The organism is Chryseobacterium glaciei (assembly GCF_001648155.1).
GTDB classification, from domain to species: domain Bacteria; phylum Bacteroidota; class Bacteroidia; order Flavobacteriales; family Weeksellaceae; genus Chryseobacterium; species Chryseobacterium glaciei.
This window is the reverse complement of record NZ_CP015199.1, coordinates 1289850-1310000: the sequence shown is the minus strand read 5'-3', so window position 1 is coordinate 1310000 and position 20151 is coordinate 1289850. Positions and strand designations below refer to the sequence as shown.

Sequence of the window (20151 nt, the reverse complement as noted above, 5' to 3'; positions counted from 1 at the left end):
GTCGTTGGAGATGACGACGTTGATAGGCTACAGGTGTAAAGTTGGTAACAGCATAGCCGAGTAGTACTAATTACCCGTAGATTTATTGCCTATTTACAGGAATAAATATAATCATCAAATGAGTAATCATTAATATTACATTATAAACCTATCTCAAGACTCTTGCAAGTGCAAGAAAGGTTTTGTCTTTGTGACTGTTTTTATCGATTAAAAATAGGTATCAGGAACCAGGTATCAGGATTTAGCGTCAAGCTACTCCCTAACTCCTAAACCCTCGAACCTTAATATAACGCCTTTAGGGTGGTTTTAGCGGTGGGGCTCACCTGTTCCCATTCCGAACACAGAAGTTAAGCCCACCAGCGCCGATGGTACTGCGAAAGCGGGAGAGTAGGTCGCCGCCAGTTTTTATTTAAAACTCCTTCATCGATTGATGAAGGAGTTTTTTTATGTCCGTACCACAAACCAACTCAATCATCAATCATCATTGATAAGTAATAGGGAATAAGAAACCATTGATCTGGAACGGGGAATAAGTATTTTTGCTGGAAGATAGAAGATAGAAGATAGAAGATAGAAGCTAGAAGCGTTGCCCTGTTCATTGTGAGAAACGTAGTGACGAAGCAATCTCAAAATATCATTAGATTTACTATTTGATAATATTCCCGATAAAAATAATCATAAACATCTGTGAAAATCCGTGTGATCTGTGGGAAAATTATCTTAACCATTTACTTATAATCTTAGATCTTATAAACCTGTATTTCCGGGCTTAAGTTTACGTCTTTGCTGAGCTCATAAAATTTTCTGTTCAAATCTTCTTTGTTTTGCTTTTCGTTAAAAATATTAATCAGTTGAAGTCTTTTTTATTTTAAATGCAAACATGATAATATTGATTCATAAAAAAATTGCCACATTTTAATTATGATTAATGTGAAGCAGTCTCAAAAAATATTCACAATTATATTAAGCTCCTACATCCATCTTTCAACATTCCAAAATATCCACAAAGTTTGTCATCCTGAAAGGATCTAAACAAAGTATTAGAAAACAGTTTTATTCATGGTGAATGCGTAAGCCTATATTTGTCTGTTGAAGTAAAACTAACCTATACAGAAAAAAACAAAAATATTTAGACGGACAAAACTCTCTTTATAATATGAGTATCTATAATGACTACATACCACCAAATCTTCAAGGTTTTCAAAACCTTGAAGATTTTTATTGATATAGGACTTTTTAGCAAAACATTTTAATTAGACATATACTAAGAAGTAATCTCTTCATTAATTTAAACTTAAATCATTGATAGAAAAATATTTCTATTGAAGTCTATATTGTTATTGATATTTTTAACTTCTCCTAATTCTTGAGTTTAATATTTAAATAAACTATGAATTGATATCCTTACCTTTTAAAAGAAAAATAAAAAATTTCCATGATAAATTTATTCGGAGAAATATACATTCTGGATAAAAAATCTATAGTATTAAACGTCTGCTTCCATCCAAATCATCCGATTCTCTAATTTTCTTTGAACTTTATACTCTCAAAAATAATCAGTCTCCATCTTTTTTCACTAAAAACGGCTGCATAATCCTTCGGTTTTACACACTAAAACTTTTCATCCCCTTGCTCTTACTATCCTCAAACCCTCTGACTCTCCCACACACTGACTCTCAGCCTTTAAAATTATTCTTCCACGTTCTCAATAACTTACCTTTAAATATGAACTAAAAGTAAATTTTATATTAAATGTATTTGGAATGATGGGTAAAAAGGTGCTACTTTTGCGGCACTGAAAAACGCGAGTTAATTGGTAGCGCAGAAGGAGGTAATAGAGTATAAAGACTACGGACAAAACAAAAAATAAACTTTAGATTTTTAGTAAATAAAAGTTGTGAGTTTTAAAAAGATTTGTATCTTTGCAGTCCGGTAAAACGGGAGCAGAGGAGTAGAAGATTGGGATATGAAAGAGGAGATTTAGGGTTAGTTAAAAAACTTTAAATTAAGTCAAAAATATTTTGGTCAATTAGAAATAAATAATTACTTTTGCACACGCAAATCTATACTGAAAACGACAGAAAATTAGGTATAGTAAAAAGCGGAAGATACAAGAAGATCATTGAAAAATAGATATAACAACCAAGTAAGGAAAAGACTAGAACGTTAATAACTTTGAGTGAGTCAGACAAACATACAATGGAGAGTTTGATCCTGGCTCAGGATGAACGCTAGCGGGAGGCCTAACACATGCAAGCCGAGCGGTAGAGATCTTTCGGGATCTTGAGAGCGGCGTACGGGTGCGGAACACGTGTGCAACCTGCCTTTATCTGGGGGATAGCCTTTCGAAAGGAAGATTAATACCCCATAACATATTTGATGGCATCATTAAATATTGAAAACTCCGGTGGATAGAGATGGGCACGCGCAAGATTAGATAGTTGGTGAGGTAACGGCTCACCAAGTCAGTGATCTTTAGGGGGCCTGAGAGGGTGATCCCCCACACTGGTACTGAGACACGGACCAGACTCCTACGGGAGGCAGCAGTGAGGAATATTGGACAATGGGTTAGCGCCTGATCCAGCCATCCCGCGTGAAGGACGACGGCCCTATGGGTTGTAAACTTCTTTTATACTGGGATAAACCTACTTACGTGTAAGTAGCTGAAGGTACAGTATGAATAAGCACCGGCTAACTCCGTGCCAGCAGCCGCGGTAATACGGAGGGTGCAAGCGTTATCCGGATTTATTGGGTTTAAAGGGTCCGTAGGCGGGCTCGTAAGTCAGTGGTGAAATCTCATAGCTTAACTATGAAACTGCCATTGATACTGCGAGCCTTGAGTAAGGTAGAGGTAGCTGGAATAAGTAGTGTAGCGGTGAAATGCATAGATATTACTTAGAACACCAATTGCGAAGGCAGGTTACCATGTCTTAACTGACGCTGATGGACGAAAGCGTGGGGAGCGAACAGGATTAGATACCCTGGTAGTCCACGCCGTAAACGATGCTAACTCGTTTTTGGGCTTTAGGGTTCAGAGACTAAGCGAAAGTGATAAGTTAGCCACCTGGGGAGTACGTTCGCAAGAATGAAACTCAAAGGAATTGACGGGGGCCCGCACAAGCGGTGGATTATGTGGTTTAATTCGATGATACGCGAGGAACCTTACCAAGGCTTAAATGGGAATTGACAGGTTTAGAAATAGACTTTTCTTCGGACAATTTTCAAGGTGCTGCATGGTTGTCGTCAGCTCGTGCCGTGAGGTGTTAGGTTAAGTCCTGCAACGAGCGCAACCCCTGTCACTAGTTGCTAGCATTAAGTTGAGGACTCTAGTGAGACTGCCTACGCAAGTAGAGAGGAAGGTGGGGATGACGTCAAATCATCACGGCCCTTACGCCTTGGGCCACACACGTAATACAATGGCCGGTACAGAGGGCAGCTACACAGCGATGTGATGCAAATCTCGAAAGCCGGTCTCAGTTCGGATTGGAGTCTGCAACTCGACTCTATGAAGCTGGAATCGCTAGTAATCGCGCATCAGCCATGGCGCGGTGAATACGTTCCCGGGCCTTGTACACACCGCCCGTCAAGCCATGGAAGTCTGGGTACCTGAAGTCGGTGACCGTAACAGGAGCTGCCTAGGGTAAAACAGGTAACTAGGGCTAAGTCGTAACAAGGTAGCCGTACCGGAAGGTGCGGCTGGAACATCTCATTTTAGAGCGTCTTTAGACGTTAAACAAAATACAAAGTACTTAAATGTACAAATTGTACTTACTTAAAGAACGTTTTAGTTTTTTACTCGGTTGATTTATATTAAAAAAATACAAAACCCACTAGAAATTAGTATCAGGGAGGAGAGATTTTAGTAAAAGAAGTTAGAGGTTAGATATTAGAGGTTAGTTTTCAAACTAACAACTAAAAACCGACAACCGACAACTAAAATTAATGAAGTCTCGTAGCTCAGCTGGTTAGAGCGCTACACTGATAATGTAGAGGTCGGCAGTTCGAGCCTGCCCGAGACTACTAATTAAAGCGGTAAGCAATAAGCTTTAAGCAGTAGGCATTTTGCCTAGAGCTTGTAGCCTATAGCCTACAGCACCTAGAGGGGGAATTAGCTCAGCTGGCTAGAGCGCCTGCCTTGCACGCAGGAGGTCAAGGGTTCGACTCCCTTATTCTCCACAGTTTTGTGAGTTTGATTTAAAAGTAAGATGGATAGAGCCAAAACAAATATTCATTTATCAGACGAGCAGAAAGAATTTAAAGATCATTGACATTAACGGTAAAAATATCACAAAGAGAAAACCGAGCACTTGCGAGTGCTTGAGTAATTAATAAAATAGGAAAGAAATCGTTAAGGGCGTATGGCGGATGCCTAGGCTTTCAGAGGCGAAGAAGGACGCGGTAAGCTGCGAAAAGCTGCGGGGATCGGCACACACGAATTGATCCGCAGATGTCCGAATGGGGCAACCCGGCATGTTGAAGACATGTCACTCCAATTTATTGGAGAGCAAACCCGGAGAACTGAAACATCTAAGTACCCGGAGGAAAAGAAATCGAAGAGATTCCGTAAGTAGTGGCGAGCGAACGCGGATTAGCCCAAAAGTCTTTATATATTTAAAAGAATGTTCTGGAAAGAACAGCCATAGAGGGTGATAGCCCCGTATTTGAAAGGTATATTTGGATGATAAATGAGTAGGGCGGGACACGTGAAATCCTGTCTGAATATGGGGGGACCATCCTCCAAGGCTAAATACTCCTGAAAGACCGATAGTGAACAAGTACTGTGAAGGAAAGGTGAAAAGCACTTCGAATAGAAGGGTGAAATAGAACCTGAAACCGTACGCCTACAAGCGGTCGGAGCCCACATGTTGGGTGACGGCGTGCCTTTTGCATAATGAGCCTACGAGTTAATGTTACTAGCGAGGTTAAGGACTTCAGGTCCGGAGCCGGAGCGAAAGCGAGTCTGAATAGGGCGCTTAGTTAGTAGTATTAGACGCGAAACCTTGTGATCTACCCATGGGCAGGTTGAAGCTTTGGTAACACAAAGTGGAGGACCGAACCGGTTGACGTTGAAAAGTCTTCGGATGACCTGTGGGTAGGGGTGAAAGGCCAATCAAACTGGGAGATAGCTCGTACTCCCCGAAATGCATTTAGGTGCAGCGTCGTGTATAAGTTTATTAGAGGTAGAGCTACTGATTGGATGCGGGGGAGTCAAATCCTACCAATTCCTGACAAACTCCGAATGCTAATAAATGTTCCACGGCAGTGAGGGCGCGGGTGCTAAGGTCCGTGTCCGAGAGGGAAAGAACCCAGACCAACAGCTAAGGTCCCCAAATCTCTATTAAGTTGAAGCAACGCGGTTGGACTGCATTGACAGCTAGGATGTTGGCTTGGAAGCAGCCATTCATTTAAAGAGTGCGTAACAGCTCACTAGTCGAGCGGTCCGGCATGGATAATAATCGGGCATAAATAGAGTACCGAAGCTATGGATTTATAACCATTGGGTTATATCTGGTAGGGGAGCATTCTGTTTGCACAGAAGCAGTGGCGTGAGCCATTGTGGAGCGGACAGAAAAGAAAATGTAGGCATAAGTAACGATAAAGCGGGCGAGAAACCCGCTCACCGAAAGACTAAGGTTTCCTCAGCCATGCTAATCAGCTGAGGGTTAGTCGGGACCTAACGCGAACCCGAAAGGGGTAGTGGATGGACAATGGGTTAATATTCCCATACTTGCTCACACTAAAAAGGGGACGGAGTGCCGTACTTACTGGAGACTGACGGAATAGTCAAGACCTAGCCTTCGGGCGAAGTTGTTGTAAGGAAAGTGCTTCCAAGAAAAGCCGAAGTGAAGCAACCCGTACCAAAACCGACACAGGTAGTCGAGGAGAGAATCCTAAGGTGCTAGAGTGAATCATGGTTAAGGAACTAGGCAAAATAGTCTCGTAACTTCGGGAGAAGAGACGCCAGCAGCAATGCTGGCCGCAGTAAAAAGGCCCAGGCGACTGTTTATCAAAAACACAGGACTCTGCTAAATCGAAAGATGCTGTATAGGGTCTGACACCTGCCCGGTGCTGGAAGGTTAAGGAAGGGCGTTAGCAGTAATGCGAAGCGTTTGACTGAAGCCCCAGTAAACGGCGGCCGTAACTATAACGGTCCTAAGGTAGCGAAATTCCTTGTCGGGTAAGTTCCGACCTGCACGAATGGTGTAACGATCTGGGCACTGTCTCAACCATGAGCTCTGTGAAATTGTAGTCTCGGTGAAGATGCCGAGTACCCGCAATGGGACGAAAAGACCCTGTGAACCTTTACTATAACTTCGTATTGACTTTGAGTAAGTAATGTGTAGGATAGGTGGGAGACTTTGAAGCAGGCACGCTAGTGTTTGTGGAGTCAACGTTGAAATACCACCCTTTACTTACTTGGAGCCTAACTTCTTTTAGAAGGACATTGCGTGGTGGGTAGTTTGACTGGGGTGGTCGCCTCCAAAAGAGTAACGGAGGCTTTCAAAGGTACCCTCAGCACGCTTGGTAACCGTGCGTAGAGTGTAATGGCATAAGGGTGCTTGACTGTGAGACCTACAAGTCGATCAGGTGCGAAAGCAGGACATAGTGATCCGGTGGTTCCGTATGGAAGGGCCATCGCTCATAGGATAAAAGGTACTCCGGGGATAACAGGCTAGTCTCCCCCAAGAGCTCATATCGACGGGGAGGTTCGGCACCTCGATGTCGGCTCGTCACATCCTGGGGCTGGAGAAGGTCCCAAGGGTTGGGCTGTTCGCCCATTAAAGTGGCACGCGAGCTGGGTTCAGAACGTCGTGAGACAGTTCGGTCTCTATCTATTGCGGGCGTTAGATGTTTGAGAGGGCTTGATTCTAGTACGAGAGGACCGAATTGAACAAACCTCTGGTGTATCAGTTGTTCCGCCAGGAGCACCGCTGAGTAGCTACGTTTGGAAGAGATAAGCACTGAAAGCATATAAGTGCGAAACTCGCCTCAAGATGAGACATCTTTTAAGGGTCGTTGGAGATGACGACGTTGATAGGCTACAGGTGTAAAGTTGGTAACAGCATAGCCGAGTAGTACTAATTACCCGTAGATTTATTGCCTATTTACAGGAATAAATATAATCATCAAATGAGTAATCATTAATATTACATTATAAACCTATCTCAAGACTCTTGCAAGTGCAAGAAAGGTTTTGTCTTTGTGACTGTTTTTATCGATTAAAAATAGGTATCAGGAACCAGGTATCAGGATTTAGCGTCAAGCTACTCCCTAACTCCTAAACCCTCGAACCTTAATATAACGCCTTTAGGGTGGTTTTAGCGGTGGGGCTCACCTGTTCCCATTCCGAACACAGAAGTTAAGCCCACCAGCGCCGATGGTACTGCGAAAGCGGGAGAGTAGGTCGCCGCCAGTTTTTATTTAAAACTCCTTCATCGATTGATGAAGGAGTTTTTTTATGTCCGTACCACAAACCAACTCAATCATCAATCATCATTGATAAGTAATAGGGAATAAGAAACCATTGATCTGGAACGGGGAATAAGTATTTTTGCTGGAAGATAGAAGATAGAAGATAGAAGATAGAAGCTAGAAGCGTTGCCCTGTTCATTGTGAGAAACGTAGTGACGAAGCAATCTCAAAATATCATTAGATTTACTATTTGATAATATTCCCGATAAAAATAATCATAAACATCTGTGAAAATCCGTGTGATCTGTGGGAAAATTATCTTAACCATTTACTTATAATCTTAGATCTTATAAACCTGTATTTCCGGGCTTAAGTTTACGTCTTTGCTGAGCTCATAAAATTTTCTGTTCAAATCTTCTTTGTTTTGCTTTTCGTTAAAAATATTAATCAGTTGAAGTCTTTTTTATTTTAAATGCAAACATGATAATATTGATTCATAAAAAAATTGCCACATTTTAATTATGATTAATGTGAAGCAGTCTCAAAAAATATTCACAATTATATTAAGCTCCTACATCCATCTTTCAACATTCCAAAATATCCACAAAGTTTGTCATCCTGAAAGGATCTAAACAAAGTATTAGAAAACAGTTTTATTCATGGTGAATGCGTAAGCCTATATTTGTCTGTTGAAGTAAAACTAACCTATACAGAAAAAAACAAAAATATTTAGACGGACAAAACTCTCTTTATAATATGAGTATCTATAATGACTACATACCACCAAATCTTCAAGGTTTTCAAAACCTTGAAGATTTTTATTGATATAGGACTTTTTAGCAAAACATTTTAATTAGACATATACTAAGAAGTAATCTCTTCATTAATTTAAACTTAAATCATTGATAGAAAAATATTTCTATTGAAGTCTATATTGTTATTGATATTTTTAACTTCTCCTAATTCTTGAGTTTAATATTTAAATAAACTATGAATTGATATCCTTACCTTTTAAAAGAAAAATAAAAAATTTCCATGATAAATTTATTCGGAGAAATATACATTCTGGATAAAAAATCTATAGTATTAAACGTCTGCTTCCATCCAAATCATCCGATTCTCTAATTTTCTTTGAACTTTATACTCTCAAAAATAATCAGTCTCCATCTTTTTTCACTAAAAACGGCTGCATAATCCTTCGGTTTTACACACTAAAACTTTTCATCCCCTTGCTCTTACTATCCTCAAACCCTCTGACTCTCCCACACACTGACTCTCAGCCTTTAAAATTATTCTTCCACGTTCTCAATAACTTACCTTTAAATATGAACTAAAAGTAAATTTTATATTAAATGTATTTGGAATGATGGGTAAAAAGGTGCTACTTTTGCGGCACTGAAAAACGCGAGTTAATTGGTAGCGCAGAAGGAGGTAATAGAGTATAAAGACTACGGACAAAACAAAAAATAAACTTTAGATTTTTAGTAAATAAAAGTTGTGAGTTTTAAAAAGATTTGTATCTTTGCAGTCCGGTAAAACGGGAGCAGAGGAGTAGAAGATTGGGATATGAAAGAGGAGATTTAGGGTTAGTTAAAAAACTTTAAATTAAGTCAAAAATATTTTGGTCAATTAGAAATAAATAATTACTTTTGCACACGCAAATCTATACTGAAAACGACAGAAAATTAGGTATAGTAAAAAGCGGAAGATACAAGAAGATCATTGAAAAATAGATATAACAACCAAGTAAGGAAAAGACTAGAACGTTAATAACTTTGAGTGAGTCAGACAAACATACAATGGAGAGTTTGATCCTGGCTCAGGATGAACGCTAGCGGGAGGCCTAACACATGCAAGCCGAGCGGTAGAGATCTTTCGGGATCTTGAGAGCGGCGTACGGGTGCGGAACACGTGTGCAACCTGCCTTTATCTGGGGGATAGCCTTTCGAAAGGAAGATTAATACCCCATAACATATTTGATGGCATCATTAAATATTGAAAACTCCGGTGGATAGAGATGGGCACGCGCAAGATTAGATAGTTGGTGAGGTAACGGCTCACCAAGTCAGTGATCTTTAGGGGGCCTGAGAGGGTGATCCCCCACACTGGTACTGAGACACGGACCAGACTCCTACGGGAGGCAGCAGTGAGGAATATTGGACAATGGGTTAGCGCCTGATCCAGCCATCCCGCGTGAAGGACGACGGCCCTATGGGTTGTAAACTTCTTTTATACTGGGATAAACCTACTTACGTGTAAGTAGCTGAAGGTACAGTATGAATAAGCACCGGCTAACTCCGTGCCAGCAGCCGCGGTAATACGGAGGGTGCAAGCGTTATCCGGATTTATTGGGTTTAAAGGGTCCGTAGGCGGGCTCGTAAGTCAGTGGTGAAATCTCATAGCTTAACTATGAAACTGCCATTGATACTGCGAGCCTTGAGTAAGGTAGAGGTAGCTGGAATAAGTAGTGTAGCGGTGAAATGCATAGATATTACTTAGAACACCAATTGCGAAGGCAGGTTACCATGTCTTAACTGACGCTGATGGACGAAAGCGTGGGGAGCGAACAGGATTAGATACCCTGGTAGTCCACGCCGTAAACGATGCTAACTCGTTTTTGGGCTTTAGGGTTCAGAGACTAAGCGAAAGTGATAAGTTAGCCACCTGGGGAGTACGTTCGCAAGAATGAAACTCAAAGGAATTGACGGGGGCCCGCACAAGCGGTGGATTATGTGGTTTAATTCGATGATACGCGAGGAACCTTACCAAGGCTTAAATGGGAATTGACAGGTTTAGAAATAGACTTTTCTTCGGACAATTTTCAAGGTGCTGCATGGTTGTCGTCAGCTCGTGCCGTGAGGTGTTAGGTTAAGTCCTGCAACGAGCGCAACCCCTGTCACTAGTTGCTAGCATTAAGTTGAGGACTCTAGTGAGACTGCCTACGCAAGTAGAGAGGAAGGTGGGGATGACGTCAAATCATCACGGCCCTTACGCCTTGGGCCACACACGTAATACAATGGCCGGTACAGAGGGCAGCTACACAGCGATGTGATGCAAATCTCGAAAGCCGGTCTCAGTTCGGATTGGAGTCTGCAACTCGACTCTATGAAGCTGGAATCGCTAGTAATCGCGCATCAGCCATGGCGCGGTGAATACGTTCCCGGGCCTTGTACACACCGCCCGTCAAGCCATGGAAGTCTGGGGTACCTGAAGTCGGTGACCGTAACAGGAGCTGCCTAGGGTAAAACAGGTAACTAGGGCTAAGTCGTAACAAGGTAGCCGTACCGGAAGGTGCGGCTGGAACATCTCATTTTAGAGCGTCTTTAGACGTTAAACAAAATACAAAGTACTTAAATGTACAAATTGTACTTACTTAAAGAACGTTTTAGTTTTTTACTCGGTTGATTTATATTAAAAAAATACAAAACCCACTAGAAATTAGTATCAGGGAGGAGAGATTTTAGTAAAAGAAGTTAGAGGTTAGATATTAGAGGTTAGTTTTCAAACTAACAACTAAAAACCGACAACCGACAACTAAAATTAATGAAGTCTCGTAGCTCAGCTGGTTAGAGCGCTACACTGATAATGTAGAGGTCGGCAGTTCGAGCCTGCCCGAGACTACTAATTAAAGCGGTAAGCAATAAGCTTTAAGCAGTAGGCATTTTGCCTAGAGCTTGTAGCCTATAGCCTACAGCACCTAGAGGGGGAATTAGCTCAGCTGGCTAGAGCGCCTGCCTTGCACGCAGGAGGTCAAGGGTTCGACTCCCTTATTCTCCACAGTTTTGTGAGTTTGATTTAAAAGTAAGATGGATAGAGCCAAAACAAATATTCATTTATCAGACGAGCAGAAAGAATTTAAAGATCATTGACATTAACGGTAAAAATATCACAAAGAGAAAACCGAGCACTTGCGAGTGCTTGAGTAATTAATAAAATAGGAAAGAAATCGTTAAGGGCGTATGGCGGATGCCTAGGCTTTCAGAGGCGAAGAAGGACGCGGTAAGCTGCGAAAAGCTGCGGGGATCGGCACACACGAATTGATCCGCAGATGTCCGAATGGGGCAACCCGGCATGTTGAAGACATGTCACTCCAATTTATTGGAGAGCAAACCCGGAGAACTGAAACATCTAAGTACCCGGAGGAAAAGAAATCGAAGAGATTCCGTAAGTAGTGGCGAGCGAACGCGGATTAGCCCAAAAGTCTTTATATATTTAAAAGAATGTTCTGGAAAGAACAGCCATAGAGGGTGATAGCCCCGTATTTGAAAGGTATATTTGGATGATAAATGAGTAGGGCGGGACACGTGAAATCCTGTCTGAATATGGGGGGACCATCCTCCAAGGCTAAATACTCCTGAAAGACCGATAGTGAACAAGTACTGTGAAGGAAAGGTGAAAAGCACTTCGAATAGAAGGGTGAAATAGAACCTGAAACCGTACGCCTACAAGCGGTCGGAGCCCACATGTTGGGTGACGGCGTGCCTTTTGCATAATGAGCCTACGAGTTAATGTTACTAGCGAGGTTAAGGACTTCAGGTCCGGAGCCGGAGCGAAAGCGAGTCTGAATAGGGCGCTTAGTTAGTAGTATTAGACGCGAAACCTTGTGATCTACCCATGGGCAGGTTGAAGCTTTGGTAACACAAAGTGGAGGACCGAACCGGTTGACGTTGAAAAGTCTTCGGATGACCTGTGGGTAGGGGTGAAAGGCCAATCAAACTGGGAGATAGCTCGTACTCCCCGAAATGCATTTAGGTGCAGCGTCGTGTATAAGTTTATTAGAGGTAGAGCTACTGATTGGATGCGGGGGAGTCAAATCCTACCAATTCCTGACAAACTCCGAATGCTAATAAATGTTCCACGGCAGTGAGGGCGCGGGTGCTAAGGTCCGTGTCCGAGAGGGAAAGAACCCAGACCAACAGCTAAGGTCCCCAAATCTCTATTAAGTTGAAGCAACGCGGTTGGACTGCATTGACAGCTAGGATGTTGGCTTGGAAGCAGCCATTCATTTAAAGAGTGCGTAACAGCTCACTAGTCGAGCGGTCCGGCATGGATAATAATCGGGCATAAATAGAGTACCGAAGCTATGGATTTATAACCATTGGGTTATATCTGGTAGGGGAGCATTCTGTTTGCACAGAAGCAGTGGCGTGAGCCATTGTGGAGCGGACAGAAAAGAAAATGTAGGCATAAGTAACGATAAAGCGGGCGAGAAACCCGCTCACCGAAAGACTAAGGTTTCCTCAGCCATGCTAATCAGCTGAGGGTTAGTCGGGACCTAACGCGAACCCGAAAGGGGTAGTGGATGGACAATGGGTTAATATTCCCATACTTGCTCACACTAAAAAGGGGACGGAGTGCCGTACTTACTGGAGACTGACGGAATAGTCAAGACCTAGCCTTCGGGCGAAGTTGTTGTAAGGAAAGTGCTTCCAAGAAAAGCCGAAGTGAAGCAACCCGTACCAAAACCGACACAGGTAGTCGAGGAGAGAATCCTAAGGTGCTAGAGTGAATCATGGTTAAGGAACTAGGCAAAATAGTCTCGTAACTTCGGGAGAAGAGACGCCAGCAGCAATGCTGGCCGCAGTAAAAAGGCCCAGGCGACTGTTTATCAAAAACACAGGACTCTGCTAAATCGAAAGATGCTGTATAGGGTCTGACACCTGCCCGGTGCTGGAAGGTTAAGGAAGGGCGTTAGCAGTAATGCGAAGCGTTTGACTGAAGCCCCAGTAAACGGCGGCCGTAACTATAACGGTCCTAAGGTAGCGAAATTCCTTGTCGGGTAAGTTCCGACCTGCACGAATGGTGTAACGATCTGGGCACTGTCTCAACCATGAGCTCTGTGAAATTGTAGTCTCGGTGAAGATGCCGAGTACCCGCAATGGGACGAAAAGACCCTGTGAACCTTTACTATAACTTCGTATTGACTTTGAGTAAGTAATGTGTAGGATAGGTGGGAGACTTTGAAGCAGGCACGCTAGTGTTTGTGGAGTCAACGTTGAAATACCACCCTTTACTTACTTGGAGCCTAACTTCTTTTAGAAGGACATTGCGTGGTGGGTAGTTTGACTGGGGTGGTCGCCTCCAAAAGAGTAACGGAGGCTTTCAAAGGTACCCTCAGCACGCTTGGTAACCGTGCGTAGAGTGTAATGGCATAAGGGTGCTTGACTGTGAGACCTACAAGTCGATCAGGTGCGAAAGCAGGACATAGTGATCCGGTGGTTCCGTATGGAAGGGCCATCGCTCATAGGATAAAAGGTACTCCGGGGATAACAGGCTAGTCTCCCCCAAGAGCTCATATCGACGGGGAGGTTCGGCACCTCGATGTCGGCTCGTCACATCCTGGGGCTGGAGAAGGTCCCAAGGGTTGGGCTGTTCGCCCATTAAAGTGGCACGCGAGCTGGGTTCAGAACGTCGTGAGACAGTTCGGTCTCTATCTATTGCGGGCGTTAGATGTTTGAGAGGGCTTGATTCTAGTACGAGAGGACCGAATTGAACAAACCTCTGGTGTATCAGTTGTTCCGCCAGGAGCACCGCTGAGTAGCTACGTTTGGAAGAGATAAGCACTGAAAGCATATAAGTGCGAAACTCGCCTCAAGATGAGACATCTTTTAAGGGTCGTTGGAGATGACGACGTTGATAGGCTACAGGTGTAAAGTTGGTAACAGCATAGCCGAGTAGTACTAATTACCCGTAGATTTATTGCCTATTTACAGGAATAAATATAATCATCAAATGAGTAATCATTAATATTACATTATAAACCTATCTCAAGACTCTTGCAAGTGCAAGAAAGGTTTTGTCTTTGTGACTGTTTTTATCGATTAAAAATAGGTATCAGGAACCAGGTATCAGGATTTAGCGTCAAGCTACTCCCTAACTCCTAAACCCTCGAACCTTAATATAACGCCTTTAGGGTGGTTTTAGCGGTGGGGCTCACCTGTTCCCATTCCGAACACAGAAGTTAAGCCCACCAGCGCCGATGGTACTGCGAAAGCGGGAGAGTAGGTCGCCGCCAGTTTTTATTTAAAAGTCTCATACAGCAATGTATGAGACTTTTTTTTGATCCATACCTTAAGAACAACTCAACACATGAGCAATAGGGAATAGGTATTTTTCCTAGAAGCTAGATGCATATTTGTTCTGGCTAAAGCCAATTTACATAAATGCAATGATCAAAGCGGGTGAAAACCCTATTGATTACATCAGCAATAGTATCCGTATTTTATATCAATATATTTAAAAAATATCTAATAATTTATATGAAACTTTATGAAATCTTTACTATTTATAGAAGTAAGAAAAAATAATTAAAGTAATATAATTTAAGCCGTTTGCAATTTATATTCCAGATCAAAGTAAGTTTTGATATTAGCTATATTCTTCCAAGCTGCAAATTTGAATACAGAGTAACCAATTAACATTCCTAGAGTGTTTAATAATACATCGTCAATATCAGCTACACCTCGGCCTGTAAGAGATTGAGTTAGTTCAATTAGAGTTATTGAAATGATAAAGAATAAAGTAATAGGAATAATTTTATTAAGCTTTATTATACTTAATCCTAAAAATCCAAACGGACTGAAAACAAAGATATTTCCAATTATATTAATTAAAAATGTCTGTCTGTAAATATGATCATCACAGAAAAAATGGTGAATGGTTTTAAATGGAATGAGCTGAAAGTAACTTGTAGACGACGTTTCTCTATCACATCCGATAAACATCATGTATAAAAGCAAAATAGTATAAATAGTAATAAGTACTGCAAAAAATCTTTTCATAGGTTTCCTTTTGGGATTAGTAATAAAAAAGGTTGTATGCTATTAGCTTTTAAGCTTAATTTAATAACAAAAATTCTGCCTTAATGGATAAGATTTTGAAACTTTATGCTTCTTTAATATTTTTTAACTCAATAAAAAAGCCTCACTTTAAAAAGTAAGGCTGTATATTTTAAGTTGAATCAAATTATCAAACTTGAATAACTCCCAAATTAAATTTCTCTGTAATAGGAGCATTATTTGCAGCTTCAATCCCCATAGAGATCCATTTTCTGGTATCTGTAGGATTGATGATAGCATCTGTCCAAAGTCTTGCCGCAGCGTAGGTAGACTCTGTTTGTTTTTTGTATCTTTTAGAAATCGTATCTAGGATTTCATTATGTTCTTCTTCGGTGATCTCTTTACCTTGTTTTTTTAATGTAGATTCTTGAATTTGCGCCAAAACTTTAGCAGCTTGAGAACCACCCATTACAGCTAAATCTGCCCAAGGCCAGGCAACAATTAATCTTGGATCATAAGCTTTACCACACATTGCATAATTACCTGCACCGTAAGAGTTTCCTGTAATAATGGTGAATTTTGGAACTACAGAATTAGCAACAGCATTTACCATTTTTGCTCCGTCTTTGATGATTCCTCCGTGCTCAGATTTTGATCCTACCATAAACCCAGTAACATCTTGTAGGAATACCAAAGGAATTTTTCTTTGATTACAGTTTGCAATAAATCTGGTCGCTTTATCAGCCGAATCGGAGTAAATAACTCCACCAAACTGCATTTCTCCTTTACCGCTTTTTACTAATTTTCTCTGGTTAGCCACAATTCCTACGGACCAACCATCAACTCTTGCCGTTGCACAGATGATAGTTTTACCATAGTCAGGCTTATATTCTTCGTACTCAGAATTATCAACCATACATTTGATAATTTCCAAAGTATCATATTGATCTGCTCTTGAAACAGGTACAATTCCGAAAATATTGTCTGGACTTTCCTTTGGAGGGAAACTTTCAATTCTATCAAAGCCAGCTTTTTCAGTACTTCCGATAGATTTCATGATCGTTTTAATTCTATTTAAAGCATCTTTATCGTCTTTAGCTTTATAATCTGTAACTCCGGAAATTGAACAGTGTGTAGTTGCTCCTCCAAGCGTTTCATTATCAATAGTTTCACCAATTGCGGCTTTTACCAAATAACTTCCGGCTAAGAAAATAGAGCCTGTTTTGTCAACAATCATTGCTTCATCACTCATGATTGGCAAATATGCACCACCAGCAACACAGCTTCCCATTACTGCTGAAATCTGAATGATTCCCATAGAGCTCATTTTGGCATTGTTTCTGAAAATACGTCCGAAATGCTCTTTATCAGGGAAAATTTCGTCCTGCATTGGAAGGTAAACTCCTGCAGAATCTACCAAATAAATAATCGGAAGTTTATTTTCCATGGCGATTTCCTGAGCTCTCAAATTTTTCTTTCCGGTAATTGGGAACCAAGCTCCAGCCTTTACAGAAGCATCATTAGCAACAACCAAGCACTGTCTTCCGGAAACATATCCCATCACTACAACAACGCCGCCAGCCGGGCAACCACCATGCTCTTCATACATTTCATAGCCTGCAAATGCGCCAATTTCTATGGAATCTGAATCTTTATCAAGAAGATATTCCACCCTTTCTCTTGCCGTCATTTTTCCTTCATCACGAAGTTTTTGAAGTCGTTTTTCGCCTCCTCCTTTTTTTATTTCAGCAAGTAGTCTATTTATTTCGGATAGTTTTAATCTGTTTTGATCTTCTCTTTTGTTGAATTCAATGTCCATAAAATTTCAAATTTTTCCGTCTAAAGATACTCTTTTTATAAGAATTCTGAATTTAAATAAAACAGGTGTTTAATAGGTTGGTTTTCAGATTTTTGTGAAATATTTAACAAAAAAAGATTTTAAATGTTTGATATTTTTTCTAACTTTACATAAGAGTTATAGGGATAATATTCTCTATGAAATACTCTAAGTTCCTAGTTTATTTTTTTAATAGTTTATTATTTGAAGGCCCTGAAAGTTTAACAGACTTTCAGGGTTTTTTGTTTGTATGAATATCATTTTAAAGAAAATTGATTTTGATATTAATATTTAACACAATTTCTTAAATTTAATTGAAGTAAAAAGATATTTTTTGTAAGATTTGTAAAAGCTATTTGTAAATTTGCATGTTAAAATTAAAAGAAGATAGGATATGCATAAATTAGCGCTTTTCAGATTACACTTAATTGTTTTTTTATGGGGATTCACTGCAATTCTAGGAAAACTGATTCAGGCTAATGCACAGATTCTTGTATTTTACAGAATGCTTTTTGCTGCGATCTTTTTATATGCTTTTATCAGAATCTATAAAAAAGAGAGTATAAAAGTTTCTAAGAAAATATTCTTTCAGCTGGCTGCAATAGGAGTTGCGATGGCTTTGCACTGGTATTGTTTTTTTTATTCAATCAAAGTTTCAAACGTTTCGATAGCATTAAGCTGTTTATCATTATCAACATTATTTGCATCCATTTTAGAACCCATTATTTTTAAAAGAAAAATAGATGCTTCGGAAGTAATTATGGGAGTGGTGATTGTCTCCTGTATTTTATTAATTTTTAAAACAGAGTTTCAATATAAAGAAGGAATTATTTACGGAGTCTTTTGTGCTATTTTTGGGACTATATTTTCTGTTTTTAATGGAAAAATGTTTGGGAAAACAAGCTCCGGAAACATTATTTTTTATGAAATCTTCTCTGGATGGTTCGTTTTATTGATATTTTATTTATTTAGTGGTCAAATTTTTCACATGAATGAAATAAGTTATAGCGATATTGCGTTAATATGCTTATTGGCAAGTGTTTTTACGGCTTTCCCGATGCTTGAATCGGTGAACCTGATGAAGTATATTTCGCCTTTTACACTAATTTTAACAGTTAATTTAGAACCAGTCTACGGAATTATACTAGCTTTTTTTATCTTTGGAGAATCGGAACATATGAGCCCAATATTTTATATTGCATCTGGTGTTATGATACTGGCAATCATTGCAAATGGATTAATAAAAGCCAGAAAAACAAAAAAACTTTAACTAAGCATCAAACTTATATGATGAAAAAATATTTTTTACTTGCTTCTTTCGTATTATTTGGGACTTCTCAGGCTCAAATTATAAGGAAATATTCTAATGAATTCTTGAATATCGGAGCAGGAGCCAGAGGCCTTGCTATGGGAGGAGCTGTGATTTCCAATCAGGACGATGTATATTCTCCTATGTGGAACCCGGCAGGTTTGATGTCGATAGAAAGAGATTGGCAAGGAGCAGCAATGCACGCCGAATATTTCGAATCAATTGCAAAATATGATTATTTAGCTTACGCAAAAGTTCTGGAAACAGGAGTTTTCGGAGTTTCTGTTGTGAGATTGGGTATTGATAATATTTTGAATACAACTCAGTTGATTGATCCTGAAGGAAATATCGACTATGATAAAATCACTAAATTTTCACAATCTGATTACGCTGCAATCATTTCTTATGCATTTAATCCTGCAGGAAATACGAAATTGGATGTCGGAGTAAATGCTAAAATTGTTTACAGAAATGTAGGTAAATTCGCTAGTGGTTATGGTTTTGGTTTTGATGTAGGTGCAATCTATAAGGCAGACAACGGATGGAAATTTGGAGGGATGCTTCGAGATGCAACGACAACGGTCAACTTTTGGAGTATTAACCAAAAAGAACTATCAACGATTGTAAATGGTGAAGAATTTAACCCTGCGCCAACTGACAAAATGGAACTCACAATGCCTAAATTAAATGTAGGTGCAAGTAAGGTATTTAATATTAATAGTAGTATTTACGTTTTACCTGAAGCTGGTATTAATGTAGATTTTGCTAAAACTGCAGCTCTTGTTTCAACAGATTTTGCAAGTATCACGCCTTACGCCGGAGCCGAATTAGGCTATCAAAAAATGATCTTTGTAAGATTAGGGGTAAACAGATTCCAAAATATTACAGATATCGAAGATCTTAAAAGAAAGGTGTCTTTCCAGCCAAGTGCAGGTATCGGTATAAAATATAGAGGTCTTACTTTAGATTATGCTATTACGAATTCCGGAATTGGAGGTTCTAATTTCTATTCAAATTTCTTCTCACTTAAATTAGATATGGGAACTTTCAGAAATGATTAAAATTTTAAAAATGAAAAAACTATCAATACTTATACTTACAATTTGTTCAGTAATTGCTTTCGGACAAAAAGTTTCTGATTATAAATACGTTTCTATCCCTGAAAAATTTCAGACTTTTAAAAACAGTTTTGACTTAGAAACTTTTTTAGCAAATACTTTAAAAGGAAAAAAATATGTAATTCTTCAAGGTGATAAATTGAAGTGGCCGTCGGAAGCGATGGGGAACTCTTGTAGTATTATTAATGCAGATGTTATTAATGATAAGACGATGTTAAGAAATAGAGTGATCTTACAGTTTAAAGACTGTAATGGTAAAACTATACTTGAGTCGAAAGGAAATTCAACAATCAAAGAATTTGAGGAAGGTTTCCAAGATGCTTTAAAGCAGGCATTAATTGTAGTTCCGATTGCTAATCCGGTTGCAATTGTTCAAAATGAAGTAGCTACACCTACTAATGTTTCTGTTACTGCAACATTAGTTACAGAAAGTACAGCAAGTAAATACAGTAACGGAAAGTTAGATCTACAAAAAGTACAAATAGATAATAACCAGTTTATTTTAGTTAAACCAAATAGTTCTCTACCATTTGCGACTTTTAAAGCAACTACAAAAAGAGATGTTTTCAGAGTTAAATTAGAAAATGGAGATTCTACAATTGGTTATTTTGAAAATGGAAATATTGTCATAGAAATGCTTCAGGCAAATGGAGAATATTCTAAAGAGGTTTTTGCCGGAAAATAAATATAAAAGAA

Annotated in this window: 5 protein-coding genes, 4 tRNA genes and 8 rRNA genes (1 of these 17 cut by a window edge); 15 read left to right on the top strand and 2 right to left on the bottom strand. The window is 39.8% G+C overall.

Annotated features, from left to right (window positions below):
* From A0O34_RS05810 to rrf (A0O34_RS05755), 12 genes are all read left to right on the top strand, one after another.
* Positions 1 to 90: ribosomal RNA gene (locus A0O34_RS05810) — 23S ribosomal RNA — on the top strand (it extends 2675 nt beyond the left edge of the window).
* A 206-nt stretch (positions 91 to 296) separates the two neighbouring features.
* Positions 297 to 404, top strand: a 5S ribosomal RNA gene (gene rrf, locus A0O34_RS05805).
* 1792 nt (positions 405 to 2196) lie between these two features.
* Positions 2197 to 3712 (top strand): 16S ribosomal RNA (locus A0O34_RS05800).
* A 234-nt stretch (positions 3713 to 3946) separates the two neighbouring features.
* A tRNA-Ile gene (locus A0O34_RS05795) sits at positions 3947 to 4020 on the top strand.
* A gap of 82 nt (positions 4021 to 4102) precedes the next feature.
* Positions 4103 to 4176, top strand: a tRNA-Ala gene (locus A0O34_RS05790).
* A 162-nt stretch (positions 4177 to 4338) separates the two neighbouring features.
* Positions 4339 to 7103 (top strand): 23S ribosomal RNA (locus A0O34_RS05785).
* A gap of 206 nt (positions 7104 to 7309) precedes the next feature.
* A 5S ribosomal RNA gene (gene rrf / locus A0O34_RS05780) occupies positions 7310 to 7417 on the top strand.
* A 1792-nt stretch (positions 7418 to 9209) separates the two neighbouring features.
* Positions 9210 to 10726, top strand: a 16S ribosomal RNA gene (locus A0O34_RS05775).
* A 234-nt stretch (positions 10727 to 10960) separates the two neighbouring features.
* Positions 10961 to 11034 (top strand) — tRNA-Ile (locus tag A0O34_RS05770).
* Positions 11035 to 11116: 82 nt separating this feature from the next.
* Positions 11117 to 11190, top strand: a tRNA-Ala gene (locus A0O34_RS05765).
* Positions 11191 to 11352: 162 nt separating this feature from the next.
* Positions 11353 to 14117, top strand: a 23S ribosomal RNA gene (locus A0O34_RS05760).
* Between the two features lie 206 nt (positions 14118 to 14323).
* Positions 14324 to 14431 (top strand): 5S ribosomal RNA (gene rrf, locus A0O34_RS05755).
* The 16S, 23S and 5S rRNA genes sit together here with 4 tRNA genes alongside, the layout of an rRNA operon.
* Positions 14432 to 14735: 304 nt before the next feature.
* Here the strand turns inward: rrf (A0O34_RS05755) and A0O34_RS05750 are convergent.
* Together A0O34_RS05750 and A0O34_RS05745 are read right to left on the bottom strand one after the other, a co-directional pair.
* Positions 14736 to 15194, bottom strand: coding sequence for a VanZ family protein (locus A0O34_RS05750; RefSeq protein ID WP_066752387.1), 459 nt, complete (start codon positions 15192 to 15194; stop codon positions 14736 to 14738).
* Between the two features lie 187 nt (positions 15195 to 15381).
* On the bottom strand, positions 15382 to 17010 hold the full coding sequence (locus A0O34_RS05745) for an acyl-CoA carboxylase subunit beta (protein WP_066752385.1): 1629 nt from the start codon (positions 17008 to 17010) through the stop codon (positions 15382 to 15384).
* Positions 17011 to 17422: 412 nt separating this feature from the next.
* Here A0O34_RS05745 and A0O34_RS05740 point away from each other — a divergent pair, with 412 nt between their 5' ends.
* The 3 genes from A0O34_RS05740 to A0O34_RS05730 are packed head-to-tail and all read left to right on the top strand — an operon-like array spanning position 17423 to position 20140.
* On the top strand, positions 17423 to 18298 hold the full coding sequence (locus A0O34_RS05740; RefSeq protein WP_066752383.1) for a DMT family transporter: 876 nt from the start codon (positions 17423 to 17425) through the stop codon (positions 18296 to 18298).
* A gap of 17 nt (positions 18299 to 18315) precedes the next feature.
* Positions 18316 to 19398 (top strand): putative type IX sorting system protein PorV2, encoded by a 1083-nt coding sequence (locus A0O34_RS05735; protein WP_066752380.1) that lies wholly within the window; start codon positions 18316 to 18318, stop codon positions 19396 to 19398.
* Between the two features lie 10 nt (positions 19399 to 19408).
* Complete coding sequence (locus A0O34_RS05730; RefSeq protein ID WP_066759528.1) at positions 19409 to 20140, top strand: hypothetical protein; 732 nt, start codon at positions 19409 to 19411, stop codon at positions 20138 to 20140.
* The last annotated feature ends 11 nt before the right edge of the window (positions 20141 to 20151 follow it).